At 59.0% G+C, this 15,978-nt stretch carries 9 protein-coding genes; 3 read left to right on the top strand and 6 right to left on the bottom strand.

The annotated features are described in order from the left end of the window. Positions 1-216: 216 nt before the first annotated feature. The gene (locus tag AC2FLM_RS12710) at positions 217-975 is read left to right on the top strand and encodes a hypothetical protein (RefSeq protein ID WP_496858354.1); all 759 of its coding nucleotides are present in this window, start codon (positions 217-219) and stop codon (positions 973-975) included. Then, the gene (locus tag AC2FLM_RS12715; RefSeq protein WP_496858356.1) at positions 972-7,031 is read left to right on the top strand and encodes a DEAD/DEAH box helicase; all 6,060 of its coding nucleotides are present in this window, start codon (positions 972-974) and stop codon (positions 7,029-7,031) included. The genes AC2FLM_RS12710 and AC2FLM_RS12715 overlap by 4 nt, the downstream gene beginning before the upstream one ends. A 188-nt stretch (positions 7,032-7,219) precedes the next feature. Here the strand turns inward: AC2FLM_RS12715 and AC2FLM_RS12720 are convergent, their stop codons facing one another. The 5 genes from AC2FLM_RS12720 to AC2FLM_RS12740 all read right to left on the bottom strand — a co-directional run bounded on the left by AC2FLM_RS12720 (position 7,220) and on the right by AC2FLM_RS12740 (position 14,410). Then, positions 7,220-9,235, bottom strand: coding sequence for a hypothetical protein (locus tag AC2FLM_RS12720; protein ID WP_496858358.1), 2,016 nt, complete (start codon positions 9,233-9,235; stop codon positions 7,220-7,222). 160 nt (positions 9,236-9,395) lie between these two features. Continuing rightward, positions 9,396-10,586 carry a phospholipase D family protein gene (locus tag AC2FLM_RS12725; RefSeq protein WP_496858360.1) on the bottom strand — a complete coding sequence of 397 codons (1,191 nt, stop codon included), beginning with the start codon at positions 10,584-10,586 and terminating at the stop codon, positions 9,396-9,398. A gap of 454 nt (positions 10,587-11,040) precedes the next feature. Further along, complete coding sequence (locus tag AC2FLM_RS12730; protein ID WP_496858362.1) at positions 11,041-11,940, bottom strand: plasmid partitioning protein RepB C-terminal domain-containing protein; 900 nt, start codon at positions 11,938-11,940, stop codon at positions 11,041-11,043. After that, positions 11,940-12,830, bottom strand: a complete 891-nt coding sequence (locus AC2FLM_RS12735; RefSeq protein WP_496858364.1) for a plasmid partitioning protein RepB C-terminal domain-containing protein — start codon at positions 12,828-12,830, stop codon at positions 11,940-11,942. Before AC2FLM_RS12735 ends, AC2FLM_RS12730 begins: the two co-directional genes overlap by 1 nt. Further along, positions 12,830-14,410: a recombinase family protein gene (locus tag AC2FLM_RS12740; RefSeq protein ID WP_496858366.1), complete on the bottom strand. Its 1,581-nt coding sequence runs from the start codon at positions 14,408-14,410 to the stop codon at positions 12,830-12,832. The genes AC2FLM_RS12735 and AC2FLM_RS12740 overlap by 1 nt, the downstream gene beginning before the upstream one ends. 85 nt (positions 14,411-14,495) lie before the next feature. Here AC2FLM_RS12740 and AC2FLM_RS12745 point away from each other — a divergent pair, with 85 nt between their 5' ends. Beyond that, entirely contained in the window at positions 14,496-14,882 is a 387-nt protein-coding gene (locus AC2FLM_RS12745; RefSeq protein ID WP_496858368.1) for a hypothetical protein, read from the top strand. Between the two features lie 400 nt (positions 14,883-15,282). Here the strand turns inward: AC2FLM_RS12745 and AC2FLM_RS12750 are convergent, their stop codons facing one another. Further along, positions 15,283-15,909, bottom strand: coding sequence for a hypothetical protein (locus AC2FLM_RS12750; RefSeq protein ID WP_496858370.1), 627 nt, complete (start codon positions 15,907-15,909; stop codon positions 15,283-15,285). Positions 15,910-15,978: the final 69 nt, after the last annotated feature.

The following is a 15,978-nucleotide window of genomic DNA, read 5'->3' on the forward strand; positions in this document are numbered from 1 at the left end:
GGTTGCTCATCATTCAGGTCTCCTTGCGAGCCCTGAATCACGGCAGATGACCAAAATCAATGGGTCTGGAGCCTAGAAACCGACCTCGGCCCCTGGCTTCTCTTTTCCCGTCTCGATGGCATAATTCAACGTGCTGCAGTTTGGGTGCCCGAAGAGCGAAACCTAGGGCGAAGAGAGGACCGCATTGCTGCCTACGTCGACGAGTGGCGAGCCTTGGTGGATCAGCCCGACAACCCAAATTGGCGGCGCAACTGGCAACTGATGCAATATGCCACGGACGCAGGAGACGCGGGCGTTCTCGATCAAATGCAAGCGCTGCCAAAAGTTCCGGAAGCCGCCCTGTCGCTCGCCTTCAGGGTCGGCTCCTCGGACCTGCCCCTTGTCCTTGGCCTTGAAACGGCAGCTCCAATTTACTGGCCAGCGACACTACTGGAATGTTTTCAAGTTGCGATGGATCATTTCTGTGAGTTTAGACGAACTCAGCTGGGAACTGTCTTCGACGAAGGTGAGCTCGAAGAGGAGGTCGACCGTGCCCTTTCTCGCCGCGTGAAAGAGATTGCATGGCTTCGTCCGGACCTTTCGGGCCACCTGGCGATGGCACTGGTTCAAACAGATCGAATTCGCTTGATTGCTGATCCGGAACTCGCTGCAAGACTGGGCGCGTCTATCAGAGGCAATGCGCGGACACGGCTTATTGAAGTTGCACACGAGGCGGTGCGGCGTTTCGATTGGCTTCCATCTGGTCTCGCTAATATTCGCACGTCAGCCCAAATAGAAGGGTTAAGCTTCAATCAACATGCGCAGAAATTGATTGATGCTCCGATTGTGGTAGCTGAGGCATCCCTTGGTTTGAGACAGCCTCTTAAAACACCAGAAATTCTGTCGCTGATTAACTTGCGACTTATCGATCCCGATTATTTCGACACAGCTCTGCCACTGGCAATGGCGTACTTTAAGGAAACCGCTGGCTCATGACAGATCCTAACCTGAACCAAATACTCGAGTCACTCTCGAACCGCGAAGCCACAGCGATGGTCGCTATGCGGCGGATTGCTTCAAAGGGATTAAATGCGGCTCTCCTACGACGTCTATCTGAGAAACCGGGACAGGTGGATTCTCTGATTGCCGATCCAATATTTGAGATTTCCCGCGCCTGGAAGCCGGCGGAGCAGACTTTCGATGACCTGTCTGGCAACCTGCTCGACGCGCGTCTTGTTGATGCCTTGGATGGGGCCTCAGCGGAACGAATTAAGCGGGAGTGGAGCCCCTATCAGCACCAGTTGCAGGCCTGGAAAGCGGCGAAAGAGGGTCTGTCTTGCCTGGTCAGTTCCGGCACTGGCTCGGGCAAGACTGAGTGTTTCATGGTGCCTATGATCGATGACCTCTTGCGCGAAGATGTCCCCGGGAGGTTGAAGGGCATTCGGGCCATCGTCGTCTATCCGCTGAACGCGCTCATCGAGAGCCAGCGAGAGCGGCTTGCCGCGTGGACAGCACCGCTGAAGGATCGAGTAACTTTCGCCCTCTACAACGGACTGACGCCAGAGACGGCAAGGAAAGTTGACCAGGCCAAGCTTGCGCCGGCGGAGATTGGGGACAGAAAAAACATCCGGTCAACGCCACCGTCCATTCTCGTGACCAATGTCACGATGCTCGAATACATGCTGATGCGCTTTGCGGATCAGCCGATCCTGAAGCAGTCCCAGGGCCTCTTGCGTTGGATCGTTCTCGATGAAGCGCACAGCTACGTTGGCTCTCAGGCTGCGGAAATGGCGCTGCTTCTTCGGCGAGTTCGCGCAGCATTTGGCGTGAAACCAGAGGACGTGAGATTGATGGCCACGTCTGCGACCATCAGCGAGGGCGAGGACACCAAAGAAAAGCTCGCCAGCTTTGTCTCTGATCTTGCAGGGATACCTGAGGATCGAACGCGCGTGATTGAGGGAGAGGCGATCGATGCGGAGTTGCCCAGCCCAGGTGCGGATGTGCCATTTGATCCAGCTGCTCTTCAGATGGCCCCGCCATCTGAACTTTGGAACATGCTGGCACCGCATCCGAGAATTCACGATCTGAAGAAGAAGATGCTATTGGGAGGCCAAACCTTCAGCGAAATTAAAGGGACACTGGGCCTCGATCAAACAGAAGTAGCACAGTCCGTCTTGTTCTCGGCTGCCAAAGCAGAAAACCCTGAAGGTGAGAAGCTGCTCCCGTGGCGCTCGCATCTGTTTCACCGCGCACAAGGTGGAATATGGGCCTGCATTGACCCGAGTTGCCCAGACAAGGATGCGGAACTCACTCAGCAAGAGGCCAACTGGGACTTTGGGGCTATCCATCTCTTTCAAAAGGATCACTGTACCTGCGGTGCGCCGGTGTTTGAGGCGGTCGCCTGTTCAGACTGCGGTACCCCGCATTTGATTGCAGGTATTGAGCAGAGCGGTGGTGATCTACGGCTCATTCCGTTTCGTCAGACGGAAAACGATGACTATGCCGTCGACGTTGAGCCTGAACAGGATGAGGCCGAAGAAACCATGACGGATCGCGTTTGGCTGGCCGCCTCGCAAGAGCTTGGCGCCAGCTATGTGTCTGTGCCGGAAGGAGAGGTGTTCGACAACGCCGCTCCGGACAACAAACGGAGCGTGCAACTGCGTCTGTTCGATAGTCCAACGGACCGAGGTTGCTGCGCGAACAGCCAAAACGCGAGGCTGATGCCCTTCCGCTTCGGACCGCCGTTCCTCATGGCGAATTCGCTGCCTGAATTGGCCGAGTCACTCGCGCCGCCCCTTCAAACATCGGGAGTTCCGATGGGTGGACGCAGGGCAATTACATTCTCGGACAGCAGGAAAGGCGTTGCCCAGCTGGCGGCAAAACTGCAGCAGGAATCCGAGCGGAACCTGACCCGCGCCTTTCTCTACCATGCGGTGCAAGAGGGCGGCGACCTGGATCCAGAGGCAAAGGCACAACTGGAAAAGAAGCTCGCAAAATATCTGGCGCTACCCGAGCCAGACGACTTTGCCGACGAAATTGCAGATCTCAAAGGCCAGCTTTCGGATCAGTCGAAACCAGTTGCCTGGCGCAACCTCATCAAGCGTTTCTCTGATCAGTCTGAACTAAGGAACTTCGCTGCGGAAGTTTGGCGTCCCAGACGCTTCGGTGGATCACAAATGGCGGATGACCCATCCAAACTTGCGGAAATGTTCCTGTTTCGGGAGCTGTTCCGCAGGCCGCGCGTTCAAAACAGCATTGAGACGATGGGACTAGCTCGACTGGCCTTCCCCGATCTGGAGAACCGTTGCCGGTCCAATATTCCCGTAGCGTTGCAAGAGGTGGGGGTAACAGCGGAGGGGTGGACTGGTTTGGCCCTCGCTGCAATCGACTTCGTTTTCCGGGACAACTTTGCCGTAAACGTCGAGAGCGACGAGTTCGCCCGATGGATTAACCCGCGGCAACCTGGCCGGCGATCAGTCTTTAGTCCTGAGGCTCGTGAACTGGGAGTTGCAGAGAAAAGCCCCTATTTCTGGCCAGATCCGGAACCGCGTTCTGCGCAAGGGTCCCGCTTCCAAAGACTGGTTTACGGCACAATCAACGGTGATTGGACGAATGCTGCGGATATTGAACGTGCACGAGAGGTCCTGGATGCGCTCTGGTCGCTCATCAAGTCAACGGCTGCGCGAGATACGGGCGCAGGAGCCTGGCGGCTTGATTTTGAGCGCGCGGCCTTAATGCGCGTTGAGACAGCGTGGCTGTGCCCTGTGACGCGGCGACTCTTCGGTTATGCGCCGGGCAAACAGGTTTCCCCATACAATCCGGCGCGTGAAATGACGCCGGTTGTCATGCCAAGGATCCCAGAGGCCAACGCAGGAGGCGTCACCCCTGAAGTGCGCGCGCAACTTCGAGAATGGACAGTTGGCGACGAGACTGTTCGGTCACTGCGCGAACGTGCGCTTTGGACCGACTTGCATGACCGAGTATCATATTACGCGCCCTTCTATCGCGCTCAGGAGCACTCGGCACAAATCCCACGGCAATTGCTGTCGGAGTTTGAGGAGGAGTTCAAAGAGGGGAAGATCAATCTGCTCAACTGCTCGACAACGATGGAAATGGGGGTCGATATTCCCAACGTTCAGTTGGTCGTGAATTCAAACGTACCGCCCTCAATTTCAAATTACCGGCAGCGCGTTGGTCGAGCGGGTCGGCGCGGAGAGCCATGGGCATTCGCTGCGACGTTCTGCAGGGATCTGCCACTAGATCGAATCACCTTCGAAAATCCCAAGCGTCTACTTGAGGCGCCCATCGCGGCGCCGGCGGTTCGCTTGGACAGCCCAATCGTTGTGGGAAGACACGTGAATGCGGCCTTGCTGGCCGGTTTCCTTAGGGATCGTATGGCGGGCATCAATGTAAGATCTACCGTCGGCGACTTCTTTGGAGCGACTGAGGATCCGGACAATCCGGTGGATCCCGATGCGCCGGCCGACGTCTTCCTCGACGCGGTGCGCGGCGCTTGGAGCTCAGAAGATGTGGCCAAGGAAGCCATGGGCAACTTAACACGCGGAACTGTGCTTGATCAGGTCTCTGTAGAAGAGCTCGCCGCACAGGCCGCGAACGCCTTCGAAGAACTGCTCAATCAGTGGCGCGCAGAGCATGCAGAAATTCTGACGAGGGCAAGCCTCTCCAATGATCCGGAAGCGTCAAAGTCGTTAAACCTGAAGGCGAAGAAAATGGCAGGTCAGTTTCTGCTGAGTGTTCTCTCGCAACGCGGGTTCACCCCGGCTTATGGCTTCCCGGTTGATGTCGTCACATTTGACCATATCACCGGCGAGACCGGCCCCGTCGAAACGGCAACCTCTGAAATCTTGGATCGTCTTGGAGGTGCAAGTAGGACGCTCGATATTGCGATCCGCGAGTATGCCCCGGGCGCAGAAGTCGTCATCAATGGTCTGGTGCATAAGTCAGAGGGCATCTTGCCAGCCTGGCGAAGCTCCACCGACGCCTCTGGCATCGAAGACTTGGGCATTCATTGGCACTGTGCGACCTGCAATGAATTCAGCTTGTCCAAGACCGGCTTTCCTGAAGCGTGCCCGGAATGTGGAGCGTCAAATCTGAACTGGTTTCGCAGTCTTCGCCCATCGGGATTCATCGGCCGTCAACGCCCACATACTGGTTACGAAAGTCTCGGGTTCGTGCCGTCTGAGATGCCGAAAGTCTCAGCCTCGGGCGAACCGTGGGTTTCGCTACCCGATCCTGATACCGGACGTATTCGCGCCAATTCGTCGGGCAGGCTTTTGACCTTCGGAGCAGGTTTAGACGGGTTTGGATACGCTGTTTGCCTTGCATGTGGACGCGCAGAATCTGAAACCGGTGAAGAAGAGGGTAATCCCTGGCCGACTGCAATGAAGGGTCATAAACCTTTGGCGCCTGTCAAAGATGCCGACCTGCAGGGAGGAAGATGCCCAGGCGGCGATCCTGCGGCAGGGCGGGTTCAGCGCAATGTCAGGTTCATTCATGATGCATCGACCGACGTGTTCGAACTGCAACTTCCGCGAGGTGCGAAGTCGGGGGAGGCGCTCGCTGTTGCCGCGGCACTTCGAGAGGCGCTGGCCCGAAAACTAGGCACCGAATCTAGAGAGATCGGCGTCGCCTGTTCGCGCACGCGCGGCCCGTCAGATGATCCCCGTGCAACAGCAGTTATTTTCGACCACGCGGCCGGCGGAGCGGGCCTCTCGTCGAGACTAGCGGAGGATGAATGGCTTTCCGATGTCCTTCAGCAGGCGGCAATAATTCTCGATTGCTCGGCAGACTGCGACAATGGCTGTCCTGCCTGTGTCCTGCGCCCCGATATCAATTTCATCGGCGACAAGCTCGACAGGCGAGCAGGCCTCGAGGTCATGCGGAGTCTTATGCGGAAACTCAGGTTACCCGATGAGTTGCGGGTATTCGGCCCTCAGACTTCGGTTGTGGGACTTCCAGTTGCAGACTGGATTGAAAGACAAAGACGGGCGAGGAAACTCTCCGAACTTACGGTATTTCTGCACAGTGATGTCAAGAACGAAGCCTGGGATCTGGATACTTGGCCCCTTCAACAGGTGCTCGTCCGGGCATCGCAAGAAGGGATTAGGGCGCGTATTGTTCTACAGTCGAAAGCGCTGTTGGACGGGGGGTTCGATCTCAACCAGGCGCTTTGCCTCCATCGCTTTTCGACCTTCGCAGACATCATGCACTTGCAAACGCTGCCAACGATTGGCGGTACGCCGATCATAGCCTGTATTTCAAGCTCGGATGAAGAGATCGCGGTCGCTGCGACGGATAGACTGGCGTCGATCCCAGGTGAGAATTGGGGATTGGCAGAGACATCGCCCTGCTTGAAGGGCCCCGCGCCTAGTATTGCTGACCCACAAATCCTTTCCACGACATCGCTTCTTCAACAAATGAGTGGCAACGCGAAAGTCATCGAGATCAAATCCAAGCTAGATGGCCCCATGGCCGAGTTTGGATCGGGTTTTTGGCAGCTCTTGAGGCAAAGTGATGTTCTCGCTTTCGCGAAGATACAGAGCTCAGGTGTTAAATCCATTACCTACCGAGATCGCTACTTGCTGACGCCACTCGCTTTGAGGCTATTCGCTGAAGTCTTTCGTGCCACACCCGGAACTAGAAGAAATGGCGTCAAAGTACTGATAGAGTCCTCTCACGTGGGACCAAGTGCCAGAAATGCCTACTCCGTTTTCGATGCCTTTCCTGACGATGGTGTGAGGTCAGATGTTATTTCCGATATTTTCTCGGGCGCAACGGTCAAAATAAGGCCAAAGAGAGAACTGCCCCATGAAAGGCAAATGGTGCTTTCTCTTGAGGACGAGCAGGAGCTGATCATTAATTTTGATCAAGGCTTTGGCGCTTGGCAGGTTGTTGGCAAACCGCGACACAGGTTCGATGACCTACCTTCGGAGCAAGCTGTCTCTTTGTTGAATTTGTCTGCTAGTGTGACAATCCGAGAAGGTCAAAATGGAACTGTGATTGTCAGGAGTGGAGCAAGTGTCGTGAAGTGACAGCGGTATGGTGCGGCTTCGTTGGGTGATTGCGTGTAATTCTGAGTCAGTGAAGATTACCTTCATTGGAAAAAATACTGAATATGCCCGTACTGAGCACTAGTAAAATCTTGCCCAGCCATCAGAACGCGAGCCGTGGTAGTTAGTATGTCCGGCAGAGTTATCCCTTACCAAAATCAATACTATCACTACTTAACCATTGGCTTCGTCTGAAATATCACGGCGATCCGGTCCAAGATCTGTGTGTTTGCACCTTGTGACGCTTGCTCCGCCGCATCGAGCAGCTCTTCCATTCGGACGCGCACTTCCGAGAGCGTCTTCGAAGGCTGCTGCTCAAAGAAACCATAAATGGTATCGATCCCCAGATAATCCGGGATCTCTCTTTCCCTTTCGCTACGTTGGCTGACGTCCTTCTTAGCTTCGATCCAGTGGGGATCGAGCTCCTGAGCCCAGGCCTCCGCCAGCTTTTCAAGCGATGGGAGCGTCAGATTTCCGAAACGGTTGTAACCTTGGTTCTTGGAGGGTCCGGATGCGAGAAACCTATCCAAGGACTCCAAGAGTGAAACCGTGCGCTCGGGACGAATATCCCAGTGTGCGAGGCCTTCCAATGTCGGCTGGAGGTCCTCGATCACAGAACTCAACTCTGCATCTGTCGGCCGATCTTGGTGCTTTCCAGCCTTAACGGTCTCGCCGTAGGCATCGCGTAGCAGCCTTGTCACTTCCGGCTGATCCCGGATGATTTCGTGGCGATCGTCGATCTCGCGGACGGCCAATAGTCGGGGAGGCAAATAAGACGACTCGACCAGCGATGGTGAACGCCCACCAAGGGCAATGATGGTCATTGGTGACTTGCCGGCCAAAATACAAAGCTCAGCGCCCCAAAGACTTTGAGGCTTGATGCGCTCCATAGTCTGCAGGAGATCGCTTGGCAGCTCGCGCCGCATGTCTTCGACTAGATCATAGAGGTTGTTGCGGCGAAGTGGCCGCGGTTTCTTGTGCTGTTCCAGGATCATGTCGGTCAGGTCGCCGGCCGAGAACTCGAGATACTCGTCTGCGAGATCTGAAGCTCCGACCCCGGAAAGCAGAGCGATGGACTCGATACGGTGCCTGCCTTTCTTGTCAGAGGACAGCACCAGGCCAGGGAGGTCGAATGTGGTATAGGTGATCTTTGCGTGCGGACTGTCGATACGGTCGATCCGTCCAAGACCCTGCAGCATGCTCTTGATGTCGGACGTCACGCCAATGATGCCCAGAGCGCGCGCCCGCTGAAGATTGATGCCTTCCGCCATTTGAAAGGTCATGAACATCGCCCGCCGTCGATCATCGACTGCCTTCTTGCCATCGAGGGCGAGGTATTCCTGGGCCTCAGCGCCATTCCTGGCGACTGTGACACCGCTTCCAGATCCGAGCTTATGGCTCGCGGCCACGAGGATCACGTCCGGCTTTGGGCCTTTTCGAGAGGAGAGCAGGCGCGCGTAGACCTCCAGAACGCCGATCCGCTCAGAAAGGAAGATCACCTGTCGATGTTGATTGAGCATTTCCGCCATGTGTTCGGCGCGTTGCTCGTCGATCGCATCCAGCTCTGGCCTCTGGAGTAGCTCTCCAATGCGATCGCAAATCGGCGTGGCCGTTCTCCTATCCAAGGGCAGTTCGCCGCTCTGCTGCAATGTGTGGATCGTTTCCGTTTTGCCGCCACGGCTTTCCTTTTCGGAGCGTCGAAGACTCTCACCGATCGACGTCCGACCACGCGGGTCCGCATCGACGGCTCGACGGTACTCCCAGTCCTCCCGGGCAAACGTGATCGAGGATCTGAGGACAGCGAGGAAGTTGCGGATGTGGATGCGCGCCTTGTCGTGGAAGCGGACTTCAGTGTGACCGGCGCGTTTGGGATCGGCGGAGACGAGGGTCGTGCCGGTCGAGATGCTCTCGGCAAGTTTCCTGATTTCTCCGAGGATTGCCGACTGTGTGGCTGTCAGGTCCACGTCGATCCTGATGCTTTCGATTTCAGGGTAGGCGAAGATGCCCGGGCCGCGGATTTTGGATTCCCCGACACAGTGGCGTTGCCGCCTGACGACGTAGGGAGCCAATGCATCTGCCATGTCTGCCTGGATCTCACGGGGATCGAGACGCTTGGAAGCCAGGCGTCCTTCGGCGTCCCTGACCGGTCGCTCAAGGTCAGCTTCCGATAGAAACAGATCCGCCATGCCGGAGCGTTGACGATCCTCGAAGCTCTGCTTCAGCGCTTGGAGTTGCCCAAGTTCCGCGGACCGCTCGCGGCCCCGCTTGAGGTTGTCGTTGATCCGAGCCGTAATCTCGGGGGGCACATAGATCGAGGCGCGCCGTTCATGGAATGCGAGAAGTCCATCAAGCCCCCTGGTTCCCCATTAGGGTCGCCGACAGACACGATGTCCAGATGGCCGGACTCTGTTCAAAGACGAGCGATCGCCGAGACGGCGCAAGATAGCGCGAGTTCAGCCGATGGCTCTCGTCTACGATCATGGACGCTGATGATCGAACGCCTCTGTTGATATCCTCGAGTTCTTCGGCCTCCTCGCCTTTGCTGCGTGAGAGGTGGCTGTGCTTGATGAGATTGAGGTTCGCCGGTTTGTTCTTGTCCCAGTTGCGGAAGACGCTCGCCGGAATGATCCCGAGCGCCCCGTTTCGGGTTTGGTCTGGGCGTTCGTTGCCGTGTCTGAGGACGACGCTCGAGTGCATCGTCGGCAGGACGGTGGCCAGGTGCTTGCCGATGTCAGTCTTCCCGGCGCCGGTCGGCGCTTCGACGAAGGCGAAGCCATGCTCATAGGCCGTGCCTGAGGCCTCGTAGACAAGGTCTCTCTGAAACGGCAGCGGCGGGCGACCGGCTGCGCCATCTCCGCCGACGCACCAGGGCTTAAACGACATCATTTCGTGGACGGTGCGGGCGAGCGCCTCCTCGGCGCTCACTGGCCGAAGCAGTGCGCGCAGGATCTCAAGGGCCTGATCCGTCCAGTCCGTGCCGAGGGTCCAGAAATTCTCGGCGACCTGCCGTCGCGTCTTTGCGAGATCATGAAAGGGTTGAAGGTCGTCGACATACTCCAGGTTTCGTCTCAGCCCGCCGTAGGAGAAATTCGCGCTTCCGGCCAGTGCTCCACTCTCGCTGACATAAAGCTTTGAGTGGAGCATGGCATGGCTACGGCCAAACCGCTCGCGCGCCAGGTCAGCATCGAAAATCCGAAGCGAGATGGCGCCAGATGCAATGGCATCGTAGGCCAGCACGGCGTGCAATTCGTCGAGGGATCGGAGTGACAGCCCCCGCGTCTCGAGAAAATAGTCGCGGGCCTCGTCCGAAAGTGCGCGTCCGGCACCGTCCATGCTGGTTTGCGTGTCGGTATTGCTGCCAAAGAGGACTCGGATCGTCTCAGGTCCTTCGTCCGAGATATTTGGTCGCGCCCTAAGGATGATGGATATCGCCGAAAGAAAGTCCTGGTATCCGGTGACGACCAGAGCGTTCGACCCATGGAGAACCCGCTCGATTAAGTCCTGGACGGAGCGTTCGCCATTCGAGGCCCAGTCCAAGTGTGCCCTTGAGCTGGGCACTGTGGCCGGCGAATGGACCGTCTCGGTGCTGGGCGTATTGGCTCGCTCCTCGGGCGCCTTGGCGCCACGGAATAGGAATCTCGATATGAAACTGTCTGCTCTCTCGCGCGTCATGCGGGTTACCTCGACAGCAGTCTAACCTGTCAGACGATTCCTCCAAGCCATTGAATTCGGAACAGTTCGTGAGTTCGGGCTGTGATTGATGAGCCGAAGCATCTTTCCGTGAGGTCAAGTGCTTCGGCTCGTTGCGAGGGAATTCTCGCGGGTATGGTCGAGTGGATAATCCCGACCTGGTGGGCTCCGAGCGGGTTCGCCGCCATCCCCACCGCCGCGCTCGATCCGCCCCACAGTGCGGCGTCTCCTGCGGTCCCCGCGCTTCTGTGGGTCCGGGTCCCCGTGGTGGTTCGGCCGAAATGGACCGAGACCACTCGGATCAGGAGGCCAGGGCCTCCGTCTCCGTGATCTTTTCGAACTCTGGCAGGAACTCGGGATGATACATCTCGAGATACCGCGTGATGCGCGCATTGCTGATGAGCTTCGACACGTAGCCGCGCGCCAGGACCAGATCCAGGTGATCGGTCCCGTAGGTGTCCTCGACGAGACGCAGTTCCCGCCCGAGGTTCGCGGACTCCCGCTCCATCAACTCCAGTTGCTGTCGGGAAATGCCCTTCACCGCCTTGGGTTGCTCCGGGTCGATGAGCTGGCTGGCGGGCGTGGCTGCCAGGAGCGACCGGGCGTAGTTGATGGTGTACTTGTTCATCGCGACCATGAGCTCCGCGGCCTCGATCTGGCGCATCGGCTTCATCTTCCGGAGCACGCGAAAGCCTGTCAGCGAGACCTGCTTGTCCTTCAGAAGCTCGGCGGCCTCGGGGCAGATCCCGTCCAGGAGACGTTTCTTTTCCTGCAGTGACTTGACGTTGATGTTGAGCGCCCGCGCCAGCCGCTCCTCCGGAACGCCGCGCTCCAGCGCCCTCAGGATCATCTTGTGTTCCTGGATGGTCGCCAGCCGGCTGATGCGTTTGTTGTACGTGAAGGCCTCATCGTCCGTTGAAACCTGGCACGGCGCATCCTGCTCCCCGAGGTCCATCAGGATCGCATGGCGTACGTGGCCATCGAGCAGCGTGTATCTTCCGGGATCGGACCTGTCAGGAACGACGACAAGGGGCTCGACGAGCCCGACCTCCTTGATGGATGCGGCGACCTGGCGGTACTTCACCGTGCCCTTGGTTTCGGTCCGGACGGCGTAGAGTGGGCAGATCCGATCCAAGGGCAGACGGATGAGGTCCTTCTCGAACGCGAGGCCGATCGGTTTGGGGCGACCCGAGCGCGCCATCAGATTGCTCCAGCGCGGGCCGCGAGGCGGTCGGAGAGGTTCTTCGGAATGGTCGCCAGCCCCTCGGCTCTGAGCAGGGTGACGAAGTTCTCATCGTTCAGGAGTTTGCGGAGCGCTTCCGTGATGAACATCAACTCGTTGCGGGTCGCCGTCGCCTTGCGCAACAGGACCTGCTTCTTCTCGACGTCGTTCTGATAGGTGCGAAGCAGGCTTTCGACCGAAAGCGAACGCCGCGATCCCCTGTCCACAGTTGGCTGGCCCTTGCCGTGGCGCTGACGCGCCTCGACCAGGCGTTTTGCCGCCATGAGGCGACCCCCGCGTAGCAGGTTGTCCTCGTAGGCCTGGCGCAGGACGTCCTGGACTGCAGTGTCGTCGGCTTCCGCGATGTCTACGGCAACGCTGACGGGGATCTTCCCGCTTTCGACGGCGCGAAGCAGTCTGTGCTCGCGGCTCTCGAGCAGCTTCGCCACCCCTCGGACGTACTTCAGCGACAGGTGGGTCTTCCGCGCGATCTCGGCCTCGGAATACCCTCGTTCTTTCAACCCCTTGATGTCGCGCAAGAGATCCAGAGCCCTGTGCTGGCGACGGGCGAGGTTCTCGACGAGGCTCATCACGAGGCAGTCTTCGCTGCTGGCGGTGATCACGATCGCGGGGATCTCCGTCTGACCGAGCTCCTGGAAGGCCTCAAGGCGACCTTGTCCACAGACGAGATCGTATCTTGGGCCATCCGCGCTCTCACGCTCGGCAACCGTGATCGGACGCTTCAGTCCGAGCTCGGCGATGTTCTCGACGATTTCCTCGAAGGCTTTCCGATTGCGGACACGCGGGTTCACAACAGTGATGCGGTCGATCGGGATCAGCTCAGCTGTCTGCGGCTGGATGTCAGGCATCACGCCACCTCCGGCACGGGGACGTGGACTGCCATGTCGAACAAGCGGTCCAGCGTGTCGAAGCGGTAGGCATCGAGTGACAACCCGTTGCTCTCCGCCAGGCGGATGCGCGGGAGGGTCATGTCGAGACTCGGGAGCAGATAGTAGTCGAGCGGCTGCCTGTTGGGCCGATCCATGCGGACGGCGATCGTGATGTCGGGCTTCAGGCTCGTGTCGAAACGGATGTTCCATCTGAGCGAGCCCGCACTGGTCTCGCTGCATCGGACGATGACGAGCGACGCCGTGAACTCCCCATTGATGGTGAGCAGGTCGGTCCGGGGATGGCGGTTCACGCTGCCGCCTGCGGCTTCGATACCGGCAATCGTCTCGGCGACGATGTCGGGATGGAGATCGCGAAGGTGGCGATTGATCTCGATGTACCGATAGTCGCGGTCAGGGTTGAAGCCCACCAGCCGATAGGCGCGCAGCAGGCTGCCGAAGCGCGAGCGATAGGCGCTGCTCGACGGAAGGGCCTCTGCTTCGTCGATGACGAGGCCCGACAGGTACCCTTGAGCCGCGAAGACCTCTTTCAGCCCCTCGAGCATTTCGTCGTCAGTGAGCTTGCTCGAACGCGCGCCGATGATGGCGTTGGCGGCGGCAAACAGGTCCGGGTCGACGATCCCCTCGAAGGCTCCTTCCGCCCGCACCCAGATCTCGGGATCATTCCGGACACGCCGCTTCTTCAGCTTGAAGGAAATGCGGTTCCAGACGTTGTTGCCGATGTATTTCTCGTTGATCAGGATCTGGTGGACGGTGCCGCGGGTCCAGGCGCGACCGAGATCGGTGACGACACCGCGGCCATTCAGAGCCTCGGCGATCTCGGCCTCGGATTTCCGATCTTCGACGAAGACGTGGAAGATCTCGCGGACGGTCGCGATTTCCTCGGGAGGGCCGGGGACAAGGGTGACGCGGTCCGTCTGGATGCTCTTGTGCTCGCCACGCTGAAGAGTGCCCTTTTCGGCGCCGCGTTCGTCGATCAGCATCCGCCGCAGGCCGAACCCTGGCGGGCCGCCCTGGCGATAGCCGAGCTCGATCAAGCGGCATTGACCCGTGAAAACCTTCTGGGACAGCTCGCGGCTGTACTCGCCCGCCATGGCGCGCTTGACGCCCTTGACGATCGTCGAGACCGGGCTGCCGTCATTCTCGAACTGCTCGGCGCAGTAGATGACCGAGATGCCGGCACGCTTGCAGATGTACTCGTAGTAGGCGCTCTCGTCCGCGTCCTGAAACCGACCCCAGCGGCTGATGTCGTACACAAGCACGGCCTCATAGTCGGCTCGGCCGCCCTGAATGTCCTCGATGAGCTGCTTCAGCCCATCGCGCCCCTGGATGCGTAACCCGCTCTTCCCCTCGTCGGAGTAGGTGCGAACGATCTCGATCCCGCGTTGCTCGGCATAGTGCGCGATCGCGTCAGACTGGTTCTCCGTCGAATAGCGTTGGTGCTCGGTCGACATGCGGACGTACTGCGCGGCGCGCCGGGGCGGCGCTCCCTCACGAGCCGTAGCTCTCTCGTCCTGATCGTCCCTCCAGCCCAAACGCAAAGCCTTTCATTCGTCGGATTCGCCTAAATGCCGGGAATGCCTGTGATTCCTTTGGGCCGAAGCTTAGACGCGGAGGGCCGGAAAAATGTTTCCGAAGATGGGCAAGACTTTTCCAGATGAAGACGGACGGAGGGTCGACCGATTAGAATACCAGGCGGCGATTTCGGCCGCGCTGAAGCGAGAGCTCGGTGGCTCCCACCGGGCGATCAAGACGGCGATGAAGTGGACAGGTGTTTCGGAGCGCACAGCAAAGAACTGGTTTGCGGGGTCGCACGGTCCGGCTGGGGAGCATCTGATCGAGCTTCTCCGACACTCGGACGAGGTGGCTGCCGCGGTGCTCTCGTTGTCCGGACGCTCCGAGCTTCGGGTCGTGGCGGGGCTTCACCAAACCCGCGAGACCCTGCGGCAAGTGCTCGAGGCCTTGGACGCCCTCTTGGAAGCTTCCGCTTCGGAGGCGGGAGAAAACAAGTAGGCGGAGTTTCGCGCCAGGCACACGAAACTCTTGAGTAGAGTGACGTTCAGGTCGAGATCGCTCTGCTTGATCAAAACCAAGAAAAGTCAGGAAGGTAGCAGACAGCCCGGGGTTTCCGGGATCTTCTCGCGTGCCGCCCGTTTAGTAGAGACTGGTTCGCATTGGTCTCCCAGCACCGCCACCGACCCCTATCTCTGTCAGCACAGCCTTTCTTTCCCCGTTTTATCGGGCGCTTGGGTTATGCCATCTGCCAGAGAGACTACTGTAATTCAGTGATCTGGCGCGATTTCTGCGTAGTGTCTCCGTAGACACCATCACGCGCTTCGGTTGTCCGAACGGGCCTTTCCGCGCGCTGCCAGAAACGTCATGTGGCCCGACAATGCATCCAGCGCCTCGATCATCATGCGCCGGTCATCGGACAGGTGCGCGGCGTCATCCGGCATGGGGCAGGACCACGGCACATGCGCCGGGCCACCGGTCTTGACCCGGCGATATGACAGCACGCCGTCGCGCCCACCATGCCGGGGTCGATCAGAACCGCGTCGCTGATCCGGGCGCCGGTGAACCGCAGCAACTCGAACGCGGCGCGGGTGGCGCTGACCATGGGCCAGCGGGCGCGAAATGCGGTGATGTCTGCCTGGGTCCACGCCGGGTGGCCGCCCTTTTTCTTTGCCTTGGGCATGACCACGTCCAGTGCCTCGTTTCGATCCAGAAGGGCCGTTGCCACGCCAAAGGAACACAGGAACCGCCACGTGCGCAGGCGATGTCCCGGCAACGTGCTGGTCGGCAGGTTGGCGCGGATGTGCCGGGACCGCAGGCCGCGCGCGGGCAGTTTGCCGAACGCTTCAAGCAGGTTGTCACAATGGCGGCGGAACATGGCGCGGGTTGCGGGTTCCGATTGCAGGTAGTGATCCGATTTCAGCGCGGCCCGCACCAGGGCGGCAAAGCTGCCAGCGGCCACGGGCGCCCGTTTCGGTACGGCCTTTTTCGCCTCGGCATAGGCGCGCAGGAAATCCGGGTGATCCATCGGAAGATCGGGCAGTCTTATGAGCGGTTGGCCCTTGCTTTGAAGGACCGATATGCCCGGCCGCGCCGG

This window comes from Ruegeria sp. SAZD011 (assembly GCF_059612545.1).